11 protein-coding genes are annotated in these 18,139 nt (G+C 50.8%); 1 reads left to right on the top strand and 10 read right to left on the bottom strand.

All coding sequences use genetic code 11. The features are described from left to right. Positions 1-26: 26 nt before the first annotated feature. From ACN0YH_RS16095 to ACN0YH_RS16055, 9 genes are all read right to left on the bottom strand, one after another. On the bottom strand, positions 27-1,646 hold the full coding sequence (locus tag ACN0YH_RS16095) for an anti-sigma factor family protein (protein WP_417380603.1): 1,620 nt from the start codon (positions 1,644-1,646) through the stop codon (positions 27-29). Continuing rightward, positions 1,643-2,266, bottom strand: coding sequence for a sigma-70 family RNA polymerase sigma factor (locus tag ACN0YH_RS16090; protein ID WP_417380602.1), 624 nt, complete (start codon positions 2,264-2,266; stop codon positions 1,643-1,645). Before ACN0YH_RS16090 ends, ACN0YH_RS16095 begins: the two co-directional genes overlap by 4 nt. 147 nt (positions 2,267-2,413) lie before the next feature. Next, positions 2,414-3,292, bottom strand: coding sequence for a pantoate--beta-alanine ligase (gene panC / locus ACN0YH_RS16085; RefSeq protein ID WP_417380601.1), 879 nt, complete (start codon positions 3,290-3,292; stop codon positions 2,414-2,416). A 78-nt stretch (positions 3,293-3,370) separates the two neighbouring features. Beyond that, entirely contained in the window at positions 3,371-4,810 is a 1,440-nt protein-coding gene (locus ACN0YH_RS16080; RefSeq protein WP_417380600.1) for a hypothetical protein, read from the bottom strand. Between the two features lie 73 nt (positions 4,811-4,883). Continuing rightward, complete coding sequence (locus tag ACN0YH_RS16075; RefSeq protein ID WP_417380599.1) at positions 4,884-5,369, bottom strand: thioredoxin family protein; 486 nt, start codon at positions 5,367-5,369, stop codon at positions 4,884-4,886. A gap of 496 nt (positions 5,370-5,865) precedes the next feature. Beyond that, a complete protein-coding gene (locus ACN0YH_RS16070; RefSeq protein WP_417380598.1) occupies positions 5,866-7,719 on the bottom strand; it encodes a hypothetical protein in 1,854 nt (617 codons plus the stop codon). Positions 7,720-7,804: 85 nt separating this feature from the next. Further along, complete coding sequence (locus tag ACN0YH_RS16065; protein ID WP_417380597.1) at positions 7,805-10,453, bottom strand: Gldg family protein; 2,649 nt, start codon at positions 10,451-10,453, stop codon at positions 7,805-7,807. A gap of 60 nt (positions 10,454-10,513) precedes the next feature. After that, positions 10,514-11,281, bottom strand: coding sequence for an ABC transporter ATP-binding protein (locus tag ACN0YH_RS16060; protein WP_417380596.1), 768 nt, complete (start codon positions 11,279-11,281; stop codon positions 10,514-10,516). Positions 11,282-11,732: 451 nt separating this feature from the next. Beyond that, positions 11,733-14,171, bottom strand: a complete 2,439-nt coding sequence (locus tag ACN0YH_RS16055; protein WP_417380595.1) for a SurA N-terminal domain-containing protein — start codon at positions 14,169-14,171, stop codon at positions 11,733-11,735. A gap of 432 nt (positions 14,172-14,603) precedes the next feature. Here ACN0YH_RS16055 and topA point away from each other — a divergent pair, with 432 nt between their 5' ends. Continuing rightward, positions 14,604-17,333 carry a type I DNA topoisomerase gene (topA, locus tag ACN0YH_RS16050; protein ID WP_417380594.1) on the top strand — a complete coding sequence of 910 codons (2,730 nt, stop codon included), beginning with the start codon at positions 14,604-14,606 and terminating at the stop codon, positions 17,331-17,333. Positions 17,334-17,350: 17 nt separating this feature from the next. Here the strand turns inward: topA and ACN0YH_RS16045 are convergent, their stop codons facing one another. Beyond that, complete coding sequence (locus ACN0YH_RS16045; protein ID WP_417380593.1) at positions 17,351-18,118, bottom strand: DNA topoisomerase I; 768 nt, start codon at positions 18,116-18,118, stop codon at positions 17,351-17,353. Between the last annotated feature and the right edge of the window lie 21 nt (positions 18,119-18,139).

Here is an 18,139-nt window from a genome sequence, read left to right as displayed (position 1 = left end):
CCTGTCCGTCGCTGCACCGCTGCCCGTTACTGGGGAGCGGTGGGGGGCGCGGGAGTTTCTGAGTTCTTAAAGACGAACAGGACTTTGACGGGTGCCTCTGAGATCAATGTCCCGGCGGCTGTCTGCTTACCCATTCGAGATTTTGCCGTACCTTCGTCTGTTGGCTTGGAGGCCATCAAGGGCGCATCTGCGGCTGATTTGAATTTATGTTCGGTATCCTGTTTCTTGAGCGGGTTGGATCGCGCCAGCTGCTGGGGACCGGGTTCTTGCTCAGCGGGGACCTGCAACCGGTACCGCATCTGGTAAGAGCGTTGCGGACTACCTTTGGCCTGAGGTTTTGTTTGCGCAAGACCATCGTTGACCGTCTTACTGCCTTTCGGGGTCATATTGTACTGGTCGGATTGCTCTACTTCCGAAAGTAATCCCCAGGAAGTTACTTTCGCAGCAGGACGTTCACCCTTCGTTTCTGGCTGTCGTGCCAGCAGTTGGGGCAGGCGTTCCACTTCTTCCTTGAGAGATTGTTCGGTGATGGCTGGCTGCAATGCCAGGCTCAGCATCTGATCCTGTTTGAGACCCTGCTGAAATTCTTCCAGCGTGGAAGCCAGCTGTGCATCGGTGGCTTCCACGTAAACGGCAAACAGCTGCTGGTCCGTCACAGATTTGCTTGGACCAGCCAGTTTTTTAGAGTCTGCCGTACTATAGGACAGAGTTTGTGTGCGCTGCAGTTGACGCTCGACTTCCGACTGTTTCTGTTGATCGACCGGGATATTGTTTTGTGCCAGCAGGAGTTCCATCGTTCCTAAAGCCTGTTTGACATCGACAACACGGACTTCGATTACCGCTACTTTGCCGTCAATATCGCGAAAGTAAGGCAGTACGTCTCCTATACGGATCGAATCCAGCGGAATGTTGCTGGGAATGCCTGGGGAGGCAGCCAGACCCTGCTCAAACGGGTTAAACTGTTGAACTGAGGGTTTCAGTTCGGCTAGTGTATTATGAACGGAAAAGTCTGCAGACGTTTTTTCATTCAGGGGACGCAACGCCAGACTTTCTTTCATTTCCACACCTTTGGCTGCCAGTTTCCGATTCTCTTTTTGAAATTCGACAGAGGAAACAGGATGTGGCAGGCCGGCTTTTCCGATATCCGTTCCTGTCTGAGTGTTGAATTGAGTCGACCGGGCGGATACCAGCTTATCATTCTTATCAGCCGATGTGCTGAGGACGGTTTCTGCAGTTGGCTGAACTAGCAGGCGGTCTGTCTGCGCGAGTTGCCAGGTGGTTTCCGGAGTGCTGGTATTCAACAGTAACACAAATAAGACCAGCGCAGCTAACGAAGAGCAGGCGCTGATGGCGACAGCGATCCGGTAACGCAGCATTGAAGGCGCGCGTGTGACAGGGGCTGTCTTGGGGGCAGCAAGCAGGGTTTCCTGTTCAATGCGGCGACGGATCGAAGGGGCCAGTTCGGGAGGCGCCGCTTCCGTTGCGGTCTCCTGCAGCAGGCGGGAGAGTTCGCCGAACTCGTGCAGTTCCTGCCGCGCGGCACTGGACTGCTCCAGTTGTGACTCCAACTCAAGACGTTCCTCGGCGGAAACTTCATGATCGAAGTAGGCGGACAGATTTTCGTTAAAGGGGGGTTGGCTACTCATTTGGTTTCACTTATCGATGACTCATGATCAGACTCGGAAACACGCGTGACAGGTTCATCCTGAAATAACATGCTCAGTTTCTGTTTTAGTTCATTCCTTCCTCTGAAAATTCGGCTCCTGACAGTTCCCAATGGAATCTCCGTAATTTCGGCAATTTCCCCGTACGACATGCCTTCCAGCTCCCGCAGGATTAAAGGCGTGCGATATTCTTCCTGTAACTCGTTCAATGCCTGATGAACCAGTTTTTTTCGCTCAGCGAGTTCGGCGACTTCGGGAGGGTGGTTTTCGGGGTGTGTATCAACCAGCCATGTGCCAGCTGGATTCTCTTGTGGATCAATTGTTGTGGAGGTTCGTTTTGTTTTTCGTTTCTGAGTGATTGCGGCATTAAAAGAAATGCGAAACAGCCAGGAATAGAAGGCGGCGGTTCCTCGGAACGTTTTCAATTTAAAAAAGGCCTGGGTAAATCCTTCCTGGGCGGCATCGCGCGCATCGTCACTGGAGCCCAGAATCCGCACAAGGGTTCGAAACAGGCGGTCCTGATATTTCAGTACCAGTTGATCAAACGCCTCTGTACGACCTGCCAAACATTCTTGAATCAGGTATTGATCATTATTGGTCACAGTACCTCTTGGACGATCCGGGGGGAAATGAAGTTCCCGTGCTTTGTGAAAAACCGGGATTTTCCGCGAAAAACGGTTTGAGCAACGTCTATCTTCTTACTTTTCAGCGGCTTACGTCAATGTCAATCTGCGAGAGCAGTCGTCGTTTCAGGAATTTTCTGCGGATGCGGGCACCAACTGACAGTTATCAATCAGTCGCGTGGCACCGACCCAGGCTGCGATCAGTGCGACCATCTCCGGTTGAACGGTGGAGATATCTTCCAGAGTCGTCGGATCAGCGATGGTGGCATAATCCAGTTTTAATAAAGGCGTCGCATGCAACAGCTCATGCATGTCTGCTTTGATCTGCTCGAGATCGGTTTCGCCGGCGGCGATTTTTTCTTCCGCCAGTCGCAGGGCCCGTGAGAGGGATAGTCCGGATTCACGTTCTTCTACGGAAAGATAGGCGTTTCGACTGCTGAGTGCCAGCCCGTCCGTATCTCGGATAATGGGACAGGTTTTGATCTCAACGGGAATATTCAAATCGAGGCACATTCGCCTGATGATGGCTTGCTGCTGGAAATCTTTCGCGCCGAAATAAGCGATATCAGGCAGGCAGCTTAGCAGCAGTTTGGTTACGACAGTGGTCACACCCTGGAAATGATTGGTGCGGGTGGCCCCTTCCAGAATGCGCGAGAGTGCCTTGACAGTCACATGCGTTGAAAACCCGTCAGGGTACATGATACTGGTATCCGGGGTCCAGACGAGGTCCGCTCCCGCCCCCGCACATTTTGCCAGATCCTGTTCCAGGATGCGCGGGTATTTTTCGAAGTCTTCATCCGGCCCAAACTGGGTCGGGTTAACGAAGATCGAGACGACGACGAAATCGCAGTCCACTCTGGCTGCTTCTATGAGACTGGTATGTCCTGCATGCAGCGCACCCATCGTAGGCACAAAGCCGATCGTTGCGCCCTGCTGACGACGCGATGTGACCAGCTTCCGCAGCGCAGGAATCTCACACACTGTTGCCAGAATTGGATCAGACATGATCGAAAACTTTCAGGTCGGGCACAAAGGCCACTTCAGGCCAGATGATTCAGCCTGGTAGCTACTGTCATGTTTTGATTATGTTTTTTTAGGAGCCTGGCTGCGATTACCGCCTCCGCTCCGTTTGCTGGAAGAACGTCTTCTTTTGGGGCGTCTGCGGCTCTGGTCATCCGATTCGCCTGCGGTTGGGTTTTTAGGATCTTCATCCTTATCACTTTTACCACCGACCAGTTTCGGATTCAGCAGATAGGAAATCGCTTCCTCCCAGCTGGGGACGTTCGGGTATTTGTTTTCGACGGCTTGTTTTTTCGGATTGGTAGACTCACTGGCAGACTCTTCTGAGTCTGCTGATTCCGACTCCGATTCGACTTCATCAGATTCAGCTGTTACTTCGCTCTTTCGTCTACGGGATCGACGTCGCGGACGTTTTGGTTTCTGTTCTTCTTCGGAATCGTCCTCATCGTCCGCATCGGCTTCAACACTTTCCGCCTGAACTTCCTGCGCGTCGTCTTCAGTTTCTTCTGTTGAGGAATCTGCTGTGTCTTCCGTCTTGCGGGAGCGAGAGCGTCGGCGTCGGCGACGTCGGCGGGGACGTTTGGTTTCCGCTGTTTCTTCTTCTCCCTCTGTCTCACTGCCGGCTTCTGCAGTTGTTTCTGCTACCGCTTCATTCTGCTCTTCGTTATCATCTTCGTCGGCAGCGAAAGCTTCCTGCTGGAATGCGACCTCTTCTGAAATGAGTCCGAAACCAAACTCATTGTCGTCGTCAAGTCGCTCGTCTGTCCGGGCTGTGATTTGCCGGGGGGCAGGTTTCTGTTTCTCTTTCTTTGCGGGACGGGGCTTCTTCTGCTCTTTTGCAGCAGGCTTTTGGATTTCGGCGACTTCTTCTTCTTCGTCGTCATCCTCATCGCTGGCTACCGTCGGGGCCGCTTTTCGAGAATGTGAGGAATCGTCTTCGTCCCAGTTCCAGCCATCCAATGCATCCCAATAGGTATCTTCTTCTTCATCGGATGACGCTTTTTCGGTCACCGAGGCAGCGGGAGCAAAGTCTTCTTCGACTTCGTCGTCGTCGTCATCATCGTCGTCAAAAGCAGCAATGATGTCATCGTCATCTTCTTCATCTTCAAAGTCGTCTTCTTCGTCGTCGTCCTCATCATCAAAGCCGATAGCAGAGTCCAGTTCCTCGACGGGGGCCGATTTTGTCTTCTTGGAAGCAGGCACCTCATCGTCGTCATCGAAGATCGAATCGCCGAAGAACTGATCGTCGTCGTCCTCGTCGTCATCTTCTTCCTCTGCAGATTGCGCAGCGACCGGAGCTTCGACATGCTCCTTTTCAGAGGGCTCAGACTCCTCAGCCTGTTCTGAGGTGTCCTCGTCTTCTGCGAGATCATCTTCGAAGTCGATGGGTAGCGGTTCAACCTGCTGGTCAAAATCGATGCCAAACAGATCACCTGCGAGAGACTCCCAGGAGTCACCTTCACCCGACGGATTGATGCCAAACGGCTCTTTGCTTTTATTCATATGCGCAAAGTACACGTTCCGTAGAGTTTTTTCAAGATTTGCGCCTGTACCGAATTTTTATATCTCAGGGAAATCAGTGACTGTCCGAGTATTCGATGTGATGGATCACAGCCTGCAATTTGCGGGCTTTTTCCAGCATTGAATGGTATCGGGGAACTTTGGCATAACCAACCTGGCGGGCCAGCAGATCAGCCTCTGAACTCAAAACCACTGTGCAGGGAATGGATTTGACCTTCAAAACGTCCGCAATTTTACGGTCTTTGTCAAAATCGAGGTGAACAGGTTCGAAAGCCTGATTCAGATAGCGGGTCATCCGTGGATCGGAAAGTGTGTCCTTTTCCAGTTTGCGGCAGTAAGTGCACCAGCTGGCGTCAAATACGATCAAAACAGGCTTATTACTCTTCAGTGAAGCCTGATGGGCGGTTTCCAGATCGGTGTGCCAATTGATCGTATCTGCTGTCTTAGTCTCGGCTTTCGATAATTCAATTGAGATGCCAACCAAGGCAACCATCGATAAACCAATAATGCCCCATTGAATTTGTTTGGGAAGTCTTTTCATTTCCATGACTCCTTCACAAGTCTGAACTGTCATCCCTGACAGCTGAACTTATGTGGTAAAACGTGATGACCCGGTTAAGAGTGAGCAATTGATCTGAACGCATTTGATTGATTCAGGGCATGGCAGACACAGTTTTGCTTGATCTGAAATGCCTGCTTGCAGCGACGAACAGCCTGATTTCAGGTCGAATCGTCATAAATCATTCATTAAGCTTTATCGGAGTGATGTGGGGAACTTCTATGATCGATTCGACCCGAATCACCTGAATAACTGGAACATCGCCGGTAAAGTTTACCTAACCGGAACAGAGTTGACTCGGAAAGCAGAAAAGCCAAAGCCGCAGACAGATTTGATGGGAAATCTGCCACAGCTTTGGCTTGAGACTGTGTCCAGTTTTACTGTAGCGTCTCCAGGTCCACTTGGACCGAGTCTATTAGATTAACAGACGCTATGGTTAAATGTGATGCGCTCTAGATATCGGAACCTAGTCTTATGATCAGTTATTCGGCGGTGTTTCCGGTTTCGATTTGGAGGGAGTCTCTTTGGGGACGGACTTGGGTTTGCTGGCTGGTTTTTCAGCAGCAGGTTTTTTCGCAGCGGCAGCTTTCGCAGGCTGTCCTGCCGCTGGTTTCTTTTCTTCAGGTTTAACAGGACTCGGTTTTTGGGCAGGCGCTGGTTTTGGCTTGCTGCCCGCAACTGGGGAGGCCGGTTTACCGCCTGGTGCTGTCGCGGTACCTGGTTTGGTTGGATCCGCTTCCGGTTTCTCAATCGGTTCCACCAACGCCTTGCGTTTCAATTTCAGGGCTTCAAAGCTGTTTGCAGAGATGACATAGTACCAGTCTGCGAATCGCTCATTAAGCTCTTGCGCCAGTTCATTACCTTTGACCACCTTGTCGTCGTATTCTTTCAGTTTTCGCTCATAAGTCTTCAGTTGAGACTGATAGGCTTTCATAGCGTTTTCATAAGCGGCCTCGGGCGTGGGTTTTTCATCTGCCTTGGCGTCTTTTTTGTCAGTCTCTTTTTTCTCCTGTTCGGCTTTTTCTGTTTCCGGTTTTTCTTTCAGCCCGGCTGGTTTTTCAGGCGCTTCCGGTTTTTGGGGAGGATCGCCGAGGAAGGAAGGATCGAATGAAACAGTCACCAGCAGGTAGCGGCTGGTTTTCAGCGCACTGTCATTTCCGTTTTCTGATTCTGCTTTCTCATCAGATTTGGCGTCACTGGATTTGGAACCATCCTGTTTCTCGTCTGCTTTCTTATCCTGTTTTTTATTGCTGTTACCGACTTCAATATCGAGGGTGCTGCCTGTGAAAATTTCGCCGAAATACAGGGAGTAAACGACCCCCTGATTGGTTGCCAGAACCACTTCACCTTCATTGGAAGCCAGTTGGGGAGTCCCCTGGGGGCCGCGCGCCAGAACAAATCCTTTACTCTGCAGGTCGAGCAGATCGAGTTGGGTCTTTGGCTTTAAAGAGCCCGATGTTTTAAGTCCTGCCGCGAGATCACTCGACTTGGGTCGGATGCCCTGAAGTTTCAAGTCAGTCAGGGTATTCACCAACTGGGTGACATCGGCAGTGTTCAGCTTTTGAGTTGCTTTATCTAATCCCTGCATATCCCAGGGGGTTGTGGAATTTTTGCGTGTGAGCACCGTTACGTTCTCTTCGCGCTTGTCGCTTTCGTAGACGATTTTCTGTTGCGCTTCATCGATTGAATAGTGGCTGATCAAAATTTCCACCAGTCGATCACGGTCTACTTTCAGGATATCAGGCTCAATCCAGTCGGAGAATTCAGAGGAGAGATCCACTTTCAGTTTCGTGCGGTAGACGGCATCTTCATCAACCTTGCGAACATAATATTCATTGGGCTGTTCGGGGACTTCCTTTCCGATGATGAAGTCCACCAGGGGAGCGCCGCCTTCTTTGGAAAGAGTCAGTCGCTGGCCGCGGCCCTTCAGGTTGGTATTGGATTCATCCAGGGGGTCAATCACGCCAAAGCGTTCATGGTCACTCTTGCGCCGGCTTTCCAGGGCACCACGCACAACACCCACCAGTGAGGTTGCCGTTTCTGCCAGCTCATCTTCAGCGTCCGCCGGATAGTCGTGATGCGAAGGAATGATCCAGGCACCCCCTTTGAACTCGACGTTAAAGACTTTCAACGTCGCTAAATCTTCATTGTAGCTTACCACTCGCAGGGATTTGGCCTGGGTTGGATCTGTATAATCCGGGTAGAATTCTTCCCCTACGTTTTCATAACCGGTCAGTTGCACCGGTTGAGAAGCACGATCAGTGAAATAGGCGGCGACTAAGGCAACCGCTGCAATTCCTGCAAATGTCAGAGTTCGGGTCGTTTCATTCATGGCAAACGATTTTACTTATTAAACAGTGATTTAAATGGAATTCTGATTAGGTTTCCCGACGTGATTCCTGCGGGGCAGGCATGCGTTATTTCTTCAATCTCCGGTCGGGAGATATGTTCTGGTTTTCATTTTTCAGTCTGAAAAACAGGAAGCAGATCCCCAGCAGGATGGCCGGAAACGGAGGCACCAGGATTGCATACCAGCGGATGCGGTCTTCGATGGTCCGGATCTGTCGCTCTGTCTGGGCTTTGATTTTTTCAATCTGTCGCTGTTTCTCGCGCTCGATATTGGCTTCATCGACTTCCAGCCGCCGACTCTCATTTTCCTCCGCCATCCGCAGCATCTGCTGCTTGGTATTCCCGTCGATGGTGGTATCCTTAATGATTTTCTCACGCTCCGCTTTAAGACGATCACGGGCTTCTTTCAGTTTTTCATCTGCATTTTCTGTCGCTTTTTCCCGTTCCGCATTCCGTTCTTTCACGAATACCGATGTTTCGCGTTCGACGAGAGTCAGGGTGCGAAGTTTGGAACGGCGTTTACGCAGTTTGATATAAGAATCATCGCCGGCCAGCTGGTCGACACAATTCAATAAAAACGTCACGTTATCAATTTTCAAACCGAAAGCCTGACGTTCCCGGATATTGAACAGTTCGTCCGAAATCAGGTCGGCATCGGCGACGAAGATGACATTCAGGTCTTTCACCGGGGACTTCTCAGTCGAAGTAATATGTGCAGCAAGCACATGCCCGAATTTGTCAATCAGGCGTGGTGGATCTTGCGCAATGCGAATCGAATTGAAGAAGGGGCTCGTGATTTGTCCCCACTCCAGTAATCCCGAATTGGGGCCTGTTTTGAGTAAGGGTTCAAAATTCATTGTCATATTGGACAGTGGTTGAATACTGCCCGGAAAGAAAGTCAGGATTTCCTGCAGTCCACTGGTAATATTGCTGTCCTGGCTGAAGGCGCCTGCCGTACCGCTCTTGGGGCTGATGAAAATCAGTTCCGGTCGCACTACTTCGGCAAACTCCGGATGAGGATTGAAGTAATCAAACACAACCTGACCGTTGTCCCAGCGAACTTGCAGCAGATTCAGCAGGGGAGTCAATCGACCTTCATCTGCTTTCGGTGTTGCCGGTGGTTGCTGCATCCCGAACATACCTCCACCCGGACTGGGTTTTGGCATGCGTGGTGCATTCTGGATACCTCTTCCCCCGCCATAGACGGGCAGCGGGTCGTCACAGATCAGCGTCGGTTTACCTTTTTTGACATACTCAACCAGGTTGGTTAACTGAGGATCGGTCAGAGAGGAAGGCAGTACGGCGATCAAGACATCATAGGCGGTTTCGCTGATCGGGGAATCGGGTGAGACCTGCTCGACTTTGTATTGTTTCTTCAGCTCGCTGACAATCAGCCACGGCGGCTGGTTGCCGCCCGCACCCATATTCAGACCACCAAAGATACTGGCATCGGTGTTGAGAATTCCGACAGTCAGACGCTTGTCTTTCGAGACGGTTCGGATCGAACGCGTCAGCTCATATTCAATCGGGGTACCCACGTTGAAGAAGGGAATCACCACTTCATCAGTACCACTTTTCACGACGGCACCCATGAAAATCGTATCGACGAATGCACGACCGCCGCGCTCAGTCTGAACCTGTTGCGGTGTAATATTCAGCAGGCGGGCTTCTTCCTCTGCTTTACTGAAGGGCTCGACATCCACAAAACGAACCTGCAGTCGTTTGCCGCCCAGCTGGTTATATTCCCGCAGCAGACCAATCAGGCGTTTGCGGATCGGGACATACTCGCGTGCAACTTCCGGGCTGATGAAGGCTTCAATGGTAATCGGATTTTTTTCATCAATTTTGGAGAGCAGGTCTTTGGTCGTCTGTGACAGGCTGTAAACTTTTTCGCCGGTCATATCGATGCGGCTGCTGCCATAGGAGACGATGACATTGGCGCTGATCAGAATGACCGCCAGTGAGACGGTGCGGACCAGGTACTGCAGGCCCATGGAGTTTTGCTGCTGTGCGCTCCAGTGTCGTCGTGTAATCAGGACCCGGTTCAGATACAGCATCATCACGGCCAGTGAAATAAAATACAGAACCGCTCCCAGGGGAATGACCCCCGTACTGAAATCCTGAAACTGTTCTACCAGGCTTAAGCTCTGAATCAGGTTGCTGGTGGGAGCAATCTGCCCGATGAAAATCGGAATGGCGCAGATGACGGTTCCCAGTACAAATGCGACGGTAGCGCTGCTGGTGAGAGCCGAGGCAAACATACCTGCTGCCAGCAGCGATGCACCAGCCAGCCAGTAACCAAAGTAAGTGGTAAACATCAGGCCCATATCCGGATTACCGATTTTCCAGAGCACAAAAACATGCGTCACGGAAAACAGCAGCGCGATCGTATAGACGGCGAGCACAGCCAGGAATTTTCCCAGCAGGATTTCCAGGTCGGAAGCGGGCAGGGTAAAGAGCAGTTCGTCCGTGCCCATTTTTTTCTCATCCGCCCAGGCACCCATGGTAATCGCCGGGATAATGAACAGCAGCAGCAACGGATACCACAGGCTCAGTTGATCGAGGTTCGCCTGATTGTTCGCGAAGAACTGCTGGTTGAATGCTGCAAATGCGCCGGCTACCACGAACACGACGATAAACAGATAACCCAGTACTCCGGAAAAGTAACTCTGTACGTTTCGCTTGAATACGGCCAATACAACGTTGTTCCGCAACATAACAGAAGGGTCCTTACGTCAGCTTTATCTGAAACTATAAACTGGTCGGTAAAAGAAAAATTACGCGTGTGTCAGTTTGTGGAAACTGGCTTCCATGTCGTCCTGGTTATTTCCCAGTTCATCCACGGAACCATCAAACACAATCACACCCTGGTTGATCAGGATCACCCGGCTGCAGACCGCTTTGACTTCCTGCAGAATATGAGTCGACAGTAGAATGGTCTTGGTCTTGCCCAGGTCACGAATCAGATCTCGCACGGACTGGTTTTGATTCGGGTCCAGTCCACTGGTCGGTTCGTCCAGAATCAGAATATCCGGATCGTGCAATAAAGCCTGGGCCATGCCTACGCGTTGTCGAAAACCACGTGAGAGTTTGCGGATTGGTTTTTTCCAGACACTGCTCAGGTCACATTTCTCCATGACAAATTCCAGGCGTTTGCTGAGCTCGCTGGCCGACATGCCTCGCACGCTGCCTGCATAGGTCAGAAAACCCTGGGGGGTCATCTCTTCATACAGCGGGCCGTTTTCGGGCAGATACCCGAGTTTCTGGCTGGCTTCGATACGATGGGTACTCACATCAAATCCGCCGACACGTGCCTGGCCTTCACTGGCGGAGAGAAACCCGGTCAGTAGTTTCATGGTGGTGGATTTGCCCGCACCGTTAGGGCCCAGGAAGGCAGCAACCTGACCACGGGGGACAGAAAATGTCACTTCTTTTGTCGCGGCGAACTGGCCATAGAATTTACTCAATCCAATGGCTTCAATCATGTTCTCCCGGGACGAAGTTTCAGACTGCTCTGCAGGAGATTGCTGAACCTGTTCCGACATTACAATAATACTCCTGATGATTATCTCGTGGGTTGATTCAACAGAAAGACTGTAAGTTCATGGGCTGCCAGCGGCTTCGCTCAAATTCATTTACGAGACGAGACAGTTGGCAGTTGGATGATTTGTTCATTTTTAACTGGAAAGTGTTAAAAACACAACAATGGGGGAGATTACGTTTTGAGTTACACGAATCTTCTTGCCCGACATCTTGCCTGTCATCGATTTGCCTGTCATCGATTATTCAGATAGCCCGACGCCGAGTCTCCAGATGAGCTGTCAGGAAGACATCCACCTGATCCCTATAGAAATAATCCCCGGGTTTGCGGATGTCCAGCCTTTTTAAACCTGGTTTTTGAAAAAATTGACCGGTTCAATCAAAATCAGTTTACAAAAAAACGGTTGTACCAAATCCGGGTACAACCGTTTTCTGTTTTTCGAAACTCAATATCGACTACTGAGCAACAACTTCGGGTCCCTCGACCTGCTCAAAATATTTTTCGACCTGGTACTTCGCTTCCAGTTCCTGGCTCCATTCGTAGTTGGTCTGCTGTTGCTCCATCTGGGCCATCGGCAGATACGGCGAAAAGAAGAAGAACATATCTTCTTTCAGGAATTCCTGGTACATGGCAGTCAATCCGCCTGGTGTAGAAGGAATGCGATTAATGACTTTCACGACATAACAGACCGATTTGTCGGCATTCATGGCTACGCCGACTTCCCCGTCGTCCAGGTTGTCAAAGACCTGTTCCATGAATTCATTACCGGCACCTTCAACGGCTGAAATACTCGACAGTTCAGGACGGGGCATGGAAAACGGGTTGCTGGCATTGGCCGTTGAGGTCCGCATCCAACTGAATGATTCGGTTGTGGTCGTGGACAGCTCGGTCCCTTCTTTTTTGCCGGTGATGGTCTGACCTTCAATGGCAGCCGTCATTTCTTTGTCACCGCTGATCAGCTTTTTCAGTTCTTCTGCCCGCTTCTGAGCCAGGGGACGGGCTTTTTCCAGTTTTAACTGTGCCGTGATCTGCTGATCAATTTCAGGATCATCAAATTTAGGAATGGTGGCATCGACATGCTTGATCTTCCAGTAGCAGAGTAAGCCACTGGAGAAGGAGTCTTCTGCTTCGTAAGGCATGTAAACCAGATTCACAGGGGTTTCAAACAATTGTTCGATGGCCGTCCGTGGTTGTGCAGCAAACTGATTAATCGTGGGCTCTTTGGCAGTACCCAATGGATATTTCTCCGATTCCGACATTTCCTGAGCCGACATCATCGGAGTAATATTGTAAATCAACTGATTTTTAGCTGCATACTCTTTCAATGCCTTGGTGGCTTCTTCCGGAGTTGGTGGTGTGACCCCTTCTTCCGGATTGGTAATTTTGTCGCTGAGTTCGTTCATGAACATCACCGCATCTGAAATTTTATCTTTCATCAGCTCCAGTGTGCTTTCCCGCAACAGCTGGTCGCGGATTTCACTTTTCAAATCATCATTCAGGGGACGATATGGTTCCAGTGGAGGCGGAGCCGTGGTGGTCGCTTCCGGTTTTGCTCCTGCCGCTTCAGCACCCGGTTTGGGAGCCACAACCGGCGTTCCTGCTGGTTTTTCATCTAGCAGGGAAACGAATGTAGTTGACTGGAAAGGCAGTGCACTCGATTCTTCTTTCTTTTCCGTTTTCGGTTCCGGTTCCGGTTCCGGTTTTGATGCAGGCTCCGGTTTCGGATCAGTCTTGGGTTTCGCGGGGTCTGCAGGTTGGGCCGGAGTCTCTGCTTTGGCCGGTTTCTCACTCGCTCCGGGCTTGGATGCGTCAACTGGCTGGCTCGGTTGGGGACCGGCGGGAGCAGGCAGCTCCGGTGCGGTCGGTACTGTCGAACCTGTGGGGAGATCCGGAATCGGATTATTTTTGTAGAGACGTTCTTTATTGACTTCGTAGAATGCCGCAATTTCTTTGTCTGTCACAGGGGGAACCTGTTTTTCGGTATCCTCATAATCCGCCATCAGGTATTCCACCTGCACTTTTTGTGGCTGGCGTAAGCCGGGGGTGCCGGGACCTTTTTCGCCTGGGAAGACCGCTTTATAAGTCTCAAAGAATGCTTTCTTCTCAGCTGCACTCGGCGCCGGAACCTCAGCTTCAAAATCTTTGACTGGTAAGGCAACCAGTTCCAGTTCTTGCCGGACATTGAACTTTTTATAGAAGTTCCAGTATTGATCAGGAGTCAGAGAAACCTCAGGTCGCAGCATCTGGAAAGCCAGTCGTGCCTGCAACTGATCGCGGAAAATGTCGTAAAGCTGACCTTCAGTCATTCCCATTTCCTTGCAGGTGTTCTGAAAGGCTTTGCGACTGAGCTTGTTATTCGTGTAGCGGGAAATATAGTTTGAAATCGCATCATCAGAGACGACCAGGTTCATCTTTTCCGCTTCTTTGCGGAACAGGAACTCAAGGATAATATCGTCTTCCATCTCACGACCGAATCCAAACATGGCACCACGCGGGGGTTGGGGCCGCTGTTGTTCTTCTTCCGTCAGTGAGGCCATATAGGATCTCATGATAAACTGATTCGCAACATTACGGTTATGGAGCATCTCCTGATACTCTCTCTCGTTAATGTTACCGGCGGTACTCTTGACTACAGTTTCAGCACCGACGCGTGGAATATACAGATAACCCACGAAGAAGCCGATAATGACTCCCACTGCCGCGAATTGAATCCCTTTGCCCCGATCCCGGCCGAGGTACCAGAAAACGAACCCGAAGAACAGCATTCCCGCAATCGGGGGAAACTGTGCCGGGGTCAACTGGTCCATGACAATAAAGGCGAACAACGCCAGAATGGTAAGCGGAACCATTAATACTTTTTGTTTTTTACGAAACAATTCCAGTGGCGATGCCATTCTGTTTCCTTCTTCAGTCTGCAAGTCGAATGAGTTCGAATTCCTGTAGTGAACTTCCGGTGTCAACGAGATCCGATTCAAGTAATCGCTGGTTTTCGTATCTTCCAATCGGAAAAGAGTTTTCCGTTTATTTCATGTGTTGTAATTTATTCCGGCCATTCGTGAAAGTCTTCTCTGAAAGAATCCTGCTGTTTCCTGTCTGTTCTTGCGCTCAAAAGTACCCGGTTTCGGGGTTGCCTGACCTGTGAAAAAAATAATTACAGGCTTGACAGAGAGTTTTAAGGCGGTTAGAGATTGCCGATTGAAGTTTACAAACTGATCCGGATTCAGCAGATCCAAAATAGAATAAACAGGAATGATTAAGCCGCGTATTGTAGCCAGCTTGACTCTGGAGGCAAGGTCGACGTCGGTTTCTCAGGAAGGGCAGATCTGGTGGCAAAGAAGAAGCTGAAGGCACTGGTGATCGTGGAATCACCGGCGAAAGCCAAGAAAATCGGCAGCTATTTAGGCAGTGACTATAAGGTACTGGCCAGTATGGGTCACGTACGCGATCTGCCTACGAAAGCCTCTGATGTTCCTTCCGAATTCAAGAAAAAACATAAATGGGCGACCCTGGGGGTCAATGTCGAATCCGAATTCGAACCTTATTACCTGGTCCCCAAAGAGAAGAAAAAGACGGTCAAAGAACTCAAAGATGCTTTGAAAGATGCCGAAGAGCTCATTCTCGCGACTGACGAAGACCGCGAAGGGGAAAGTATCGGCTGGCATCTGGCCGAGCTGCTCAAGCCAAAAGTCCCTGTGAAACGTATGGTTTTCTCGGAAATTACCGAAGAAGCCATTCAGGAAGCGATCGCCAACCCCCGCGAACTCGATTTAAACCTCGTTTCAGCACAGGAAACCAGACGTGTGCTGGATCGTCTGTACGGATTTACATTGAGCCCGCTGTTGTGGAAGAAGATTGCCCGTGGTTTGTCTGCCGGCCGTGTTCAGTCGGTGGCTGTCCGGATCCTCGTGCAGCGCGAACTGGAACGGCTCGCCTTTAAAAGTGGTACTTACTGGGATTTGAAAGCTCAGCTCAAGACCGGGGAAGGGGCAGAATTTGAATCCATGCTGATGACGGTTGGCGGTAAAAAAGTCGCCAGCGGTAAAGACTTCGACGAGTCGACCGGTAAGCTCAAAGAGGGAGCAGATGTCCTGCTGCTCAATGAACAGCAGGCCGATGATCTGCTGGAGCGGGTCAAAAAATCTGACTGGACAGTCACCTCAGTCGAACAGCGAATGCAGTCGCGCAAACCTCCGGCTCCCTTTACGACCAGTACACTGCAGCAGGAAGGCAACCGCAAGCTGAACATGTCGGCCCGCGAAACCATGCAGGTAGCCCAGCGACTGTATGAAGACGGTCACATTACTTACATGCGTACTGACAGTGTCAATCTCTCCAACGAAGCGGTCTCTGCTTCACGCAAACGGATTGAAGATCTGTACGGCAAAGATTATCTCAGCGCTGAGATTCGCCGATTCGATACCAAGTCCAAAGGAGCGCAGGAAGCACACGAAGCGATCAGGCCCGCCGGTAAATCGATGAAAACGGTGGAAGAAATAGGCCTCAAAGGACAACAGGCCAAACTGTATGCCATGATCTGGAAGCGGACCATGGCCACGCAGATGGAAGAAGCCCGTCTGCGCTTTCAAACTGTTACCATCACAGCCGACAATGCTGAATTTCGGGCCACCGGTCGTCATGTCGAATTTCCCGGTTTCTTCCGTGCGTATGTGGAAGGCTCCGATGATCCCGAAGCAGCATTGGACGACAGCGAATCGATGCTGCCTCCGCTGGAAGAGAATCAGGCGCTGGAAGCCAGTGAAGTTGAACCACTCAAGCACGAAACCAAACCACCCGCGCGCTACACGGAAGCGACCATCGTGCGTAAAATGGAAAGTGAAGGCGTCGGGCGTCCGAGTACCTACGCGTCAATCATTGGGACGATCCAGGATCGCGGCTACGTCAAAAAATCTGGCAGCCAGTTAGTGCCAACCTTCACCGCGCTGGCGGTGACGCGTCTGCTGGAGAAGTTCTTTCCGAACCTGGTCGACCTGCAGTTCACCGCTGCCATGGAACAGGAACTGGATGACATCGCCGTCGGTGAAGGGGACCGTCTGCCTTATCTGAATCAGTTTTATCGAGGGGAAGCGGGTCTCGACGAACAGGTCAAAGCCAAGGAAGAGACCATTGATGCACGGGAAATCTGCACGCTGGATCTGGAAGGCATCACCTCGGCTGTCCGCGTCGGTCGCTATGGACCTTACGTTTCCAACGAGGCAGAAGAGGAACCGGTTTCCGCTTCGATTCCCGATAATATTGCTCCCGCTGACCTGACCAACGAACTGGCTGAGAAATTAATCCGGCTGAAAGCCGAAGGCCCGAAATCACTCGGCATGCATCCCGAGGAAAACACTCCTATTTATAAACTGCATGGACCCTTTGGTCCTTATCTGCAGCTGGGAGATGTGGTCGAAGATGGCCCTAAGCCCAAGCGTGTCAGTATTCCGAAAACCGTTGATCCCGATACGATTGACTTTGAAACCGCTTTGAAATATCTGAGCTTGCCTCGTCCGTTAGGCGAACATCCGGAGACCGGCAAGAAAGTCAACGCGGGCATTGGTCGGTTCGGTCCTTATGTGCTGCATGATAAAGTCTATAAGTCGCTGGGCAAGGAAGACGACATCCTGACCATTGATCTGCCTCGCGCAGTGGAACTGCTCAAACAGGCGCGCAAACGCAGTGCCCCGACTCCGATTCGGGATCTGGGGAAACATCCTGAGGACGAAGAACCAATCGGCATTTTCGATGGTCGCTACGGGCCGTACGTGAAGCACGGCAAAATTAACGCGACAATTCCCAAGGGATACGAAGTGGACAACGTCACCTTGGATCAGGCCATTGAATGGCTGGAAGCGAAAGCGGAGAAAAAAGGCGTAAAGAAGGCAGCTAAAAAGAAAGCAGCAGCCAAGAAGAAATCCGCGGCCAAGAAGACCACCAAAAAAGCAGCCGCGAAAAAGACAACTAAAAAAGCCGCTGCAAAAAAGAAGACTACCAAAAAGAAAGCGGCGAAAAAAACAACAAAGAAGAAGGCAGCTAAAAAAGAAGAATCTGAAGAGTAACTTGATCTCTCATCAATTCAGGCCGACGCCTTCGAGGTGTCGGTCTGTTTTTTTTCCGACTCAGTCTCCTCCTGCTCAATTTCTTCACACCGTTTCCGGTCAGCTTCATCTACTTCCTCCCGATCGAGATCAAATTCTTCGATCAGTTCGCGTCGTCGTAATGTGACCTGTCGATCAAATTCACTCAGCACATCCAGGGCGCGGTCGCGCGACGTCACGAGACCAATAATCAGATATTGGGTAATCGCGATTCCATAACAGACCCAGCCCACGGTCCCTTCCGTCGTCGCAGACAGAATCGCAAATACCGGCGAAGATCGGTTGATATGCTGACAGACAATACCTTTCAAAATCAGCCGCCATTTTTCTTTTAACTCTCGCCAGATTCCATACTCCCGGGACAACTTCAATGAGGGAGGGCCTGGGTGAATAATTGAAAACAGTTCCTGGTCAGGCATGGCTTCAATTACACCAATCGCCAGGAGAATACGCAGTCCTGTCAGGATTGAAAGCTCGGTTCCCTGCAGGCTCAGCGGAACCCAGCCTGCAAATAATGCCGACTCCATATTCGCGGTGGCAGCCAGCAGCAACAGGGAGCCACGAAACCACTGTTCCAGGTCTTTCTCAAGCTCGTCATCAATCTCCTGAACTCGGATGACCTTGTTCAGCATCAGGTGGAAGATCGGAATCGCAATCAGCCCGATAAAAAATCGCATTAAAGGCTTCAACAGGATGCGAATCAATCCACCCACAATAATTCCTATCTGATCGAAGGGTATTGGCACGAGTCTCTCTCCCTGACAGTT

Source organism: Gimesia sp., from assembly GCF_048262075.1.
Taxonomy (GTDB): domain Bacteria; phylum Planctomycetota; class Planctomycetia; order Planctomycetales; family Planctomycetaceae; genus Gimesia.
This window is presented reverse-complemented; position numbering and strand designations above follow the sequence as displayed.

Excerpts from the sequence above, each read along its gene's own strand:
- ACN0YH_RS16080 (WP_417380600.1), bottom strand. The coding sequence starts at position 4,810 with ATGAATAAAAGCAAAGAGCCGTTTGGCATCAATCCGTCGGGTGAAGGT.
- ACN0YH_RS16065 (WP_417380597.1), bottom strand. The coding sequence starts at position 10,453 with ATGTTGCGGAACAACGTTGTATTGGCCGTATTCAAGCGAAACGTACAG.
- panC (WP_417380601.1), bottom strand. The coding sequence starts at position 3,292 with ATGTCTGATCCAATTCTGGCAACAGTGTGTGAGATTCCTGCGCTGCGG.
- ACN0YH_RS16070 (WP_417380598.1), bottom strand. The coding sequence starts at position 7,719 with ATGAATGAAACGACCCGAACTCTGACATTTGCAGGAATTGCAGCGGTT.
- ACN0YH_RS16095 (WP_417380603.1), bottom strand. The coding sequence starts at position 1,646 with ATGAGTAGCCAACCCCCCTTTAACGAAAATCTGTCCGCCTACTTCGAT.
- ACN0YH_RS16055 (WP_417380595.1), bottom strand. The coding sequence starts at position 14,171 with ATGGCATCGCCACTGGAATTGTTTCGTAAAAAACAAAAAGTATTAATG.
- ACN0YH_RS16075 (WP_417380599.1), bottom strand. The coding sequence starts at position 5,369 with ATGAAAAGACTTCCCAAACAAATTCAATGGGGCATTATTGGTTTATCG.
- ACN0YH_RS16060 (WP_417380596.1), bottom strand. The coding sequence starts at position 11,281 with ATGTCGGAACAGGTTCAGCAATCTCCTGCAGAGCAGTCTGAAACTTCG.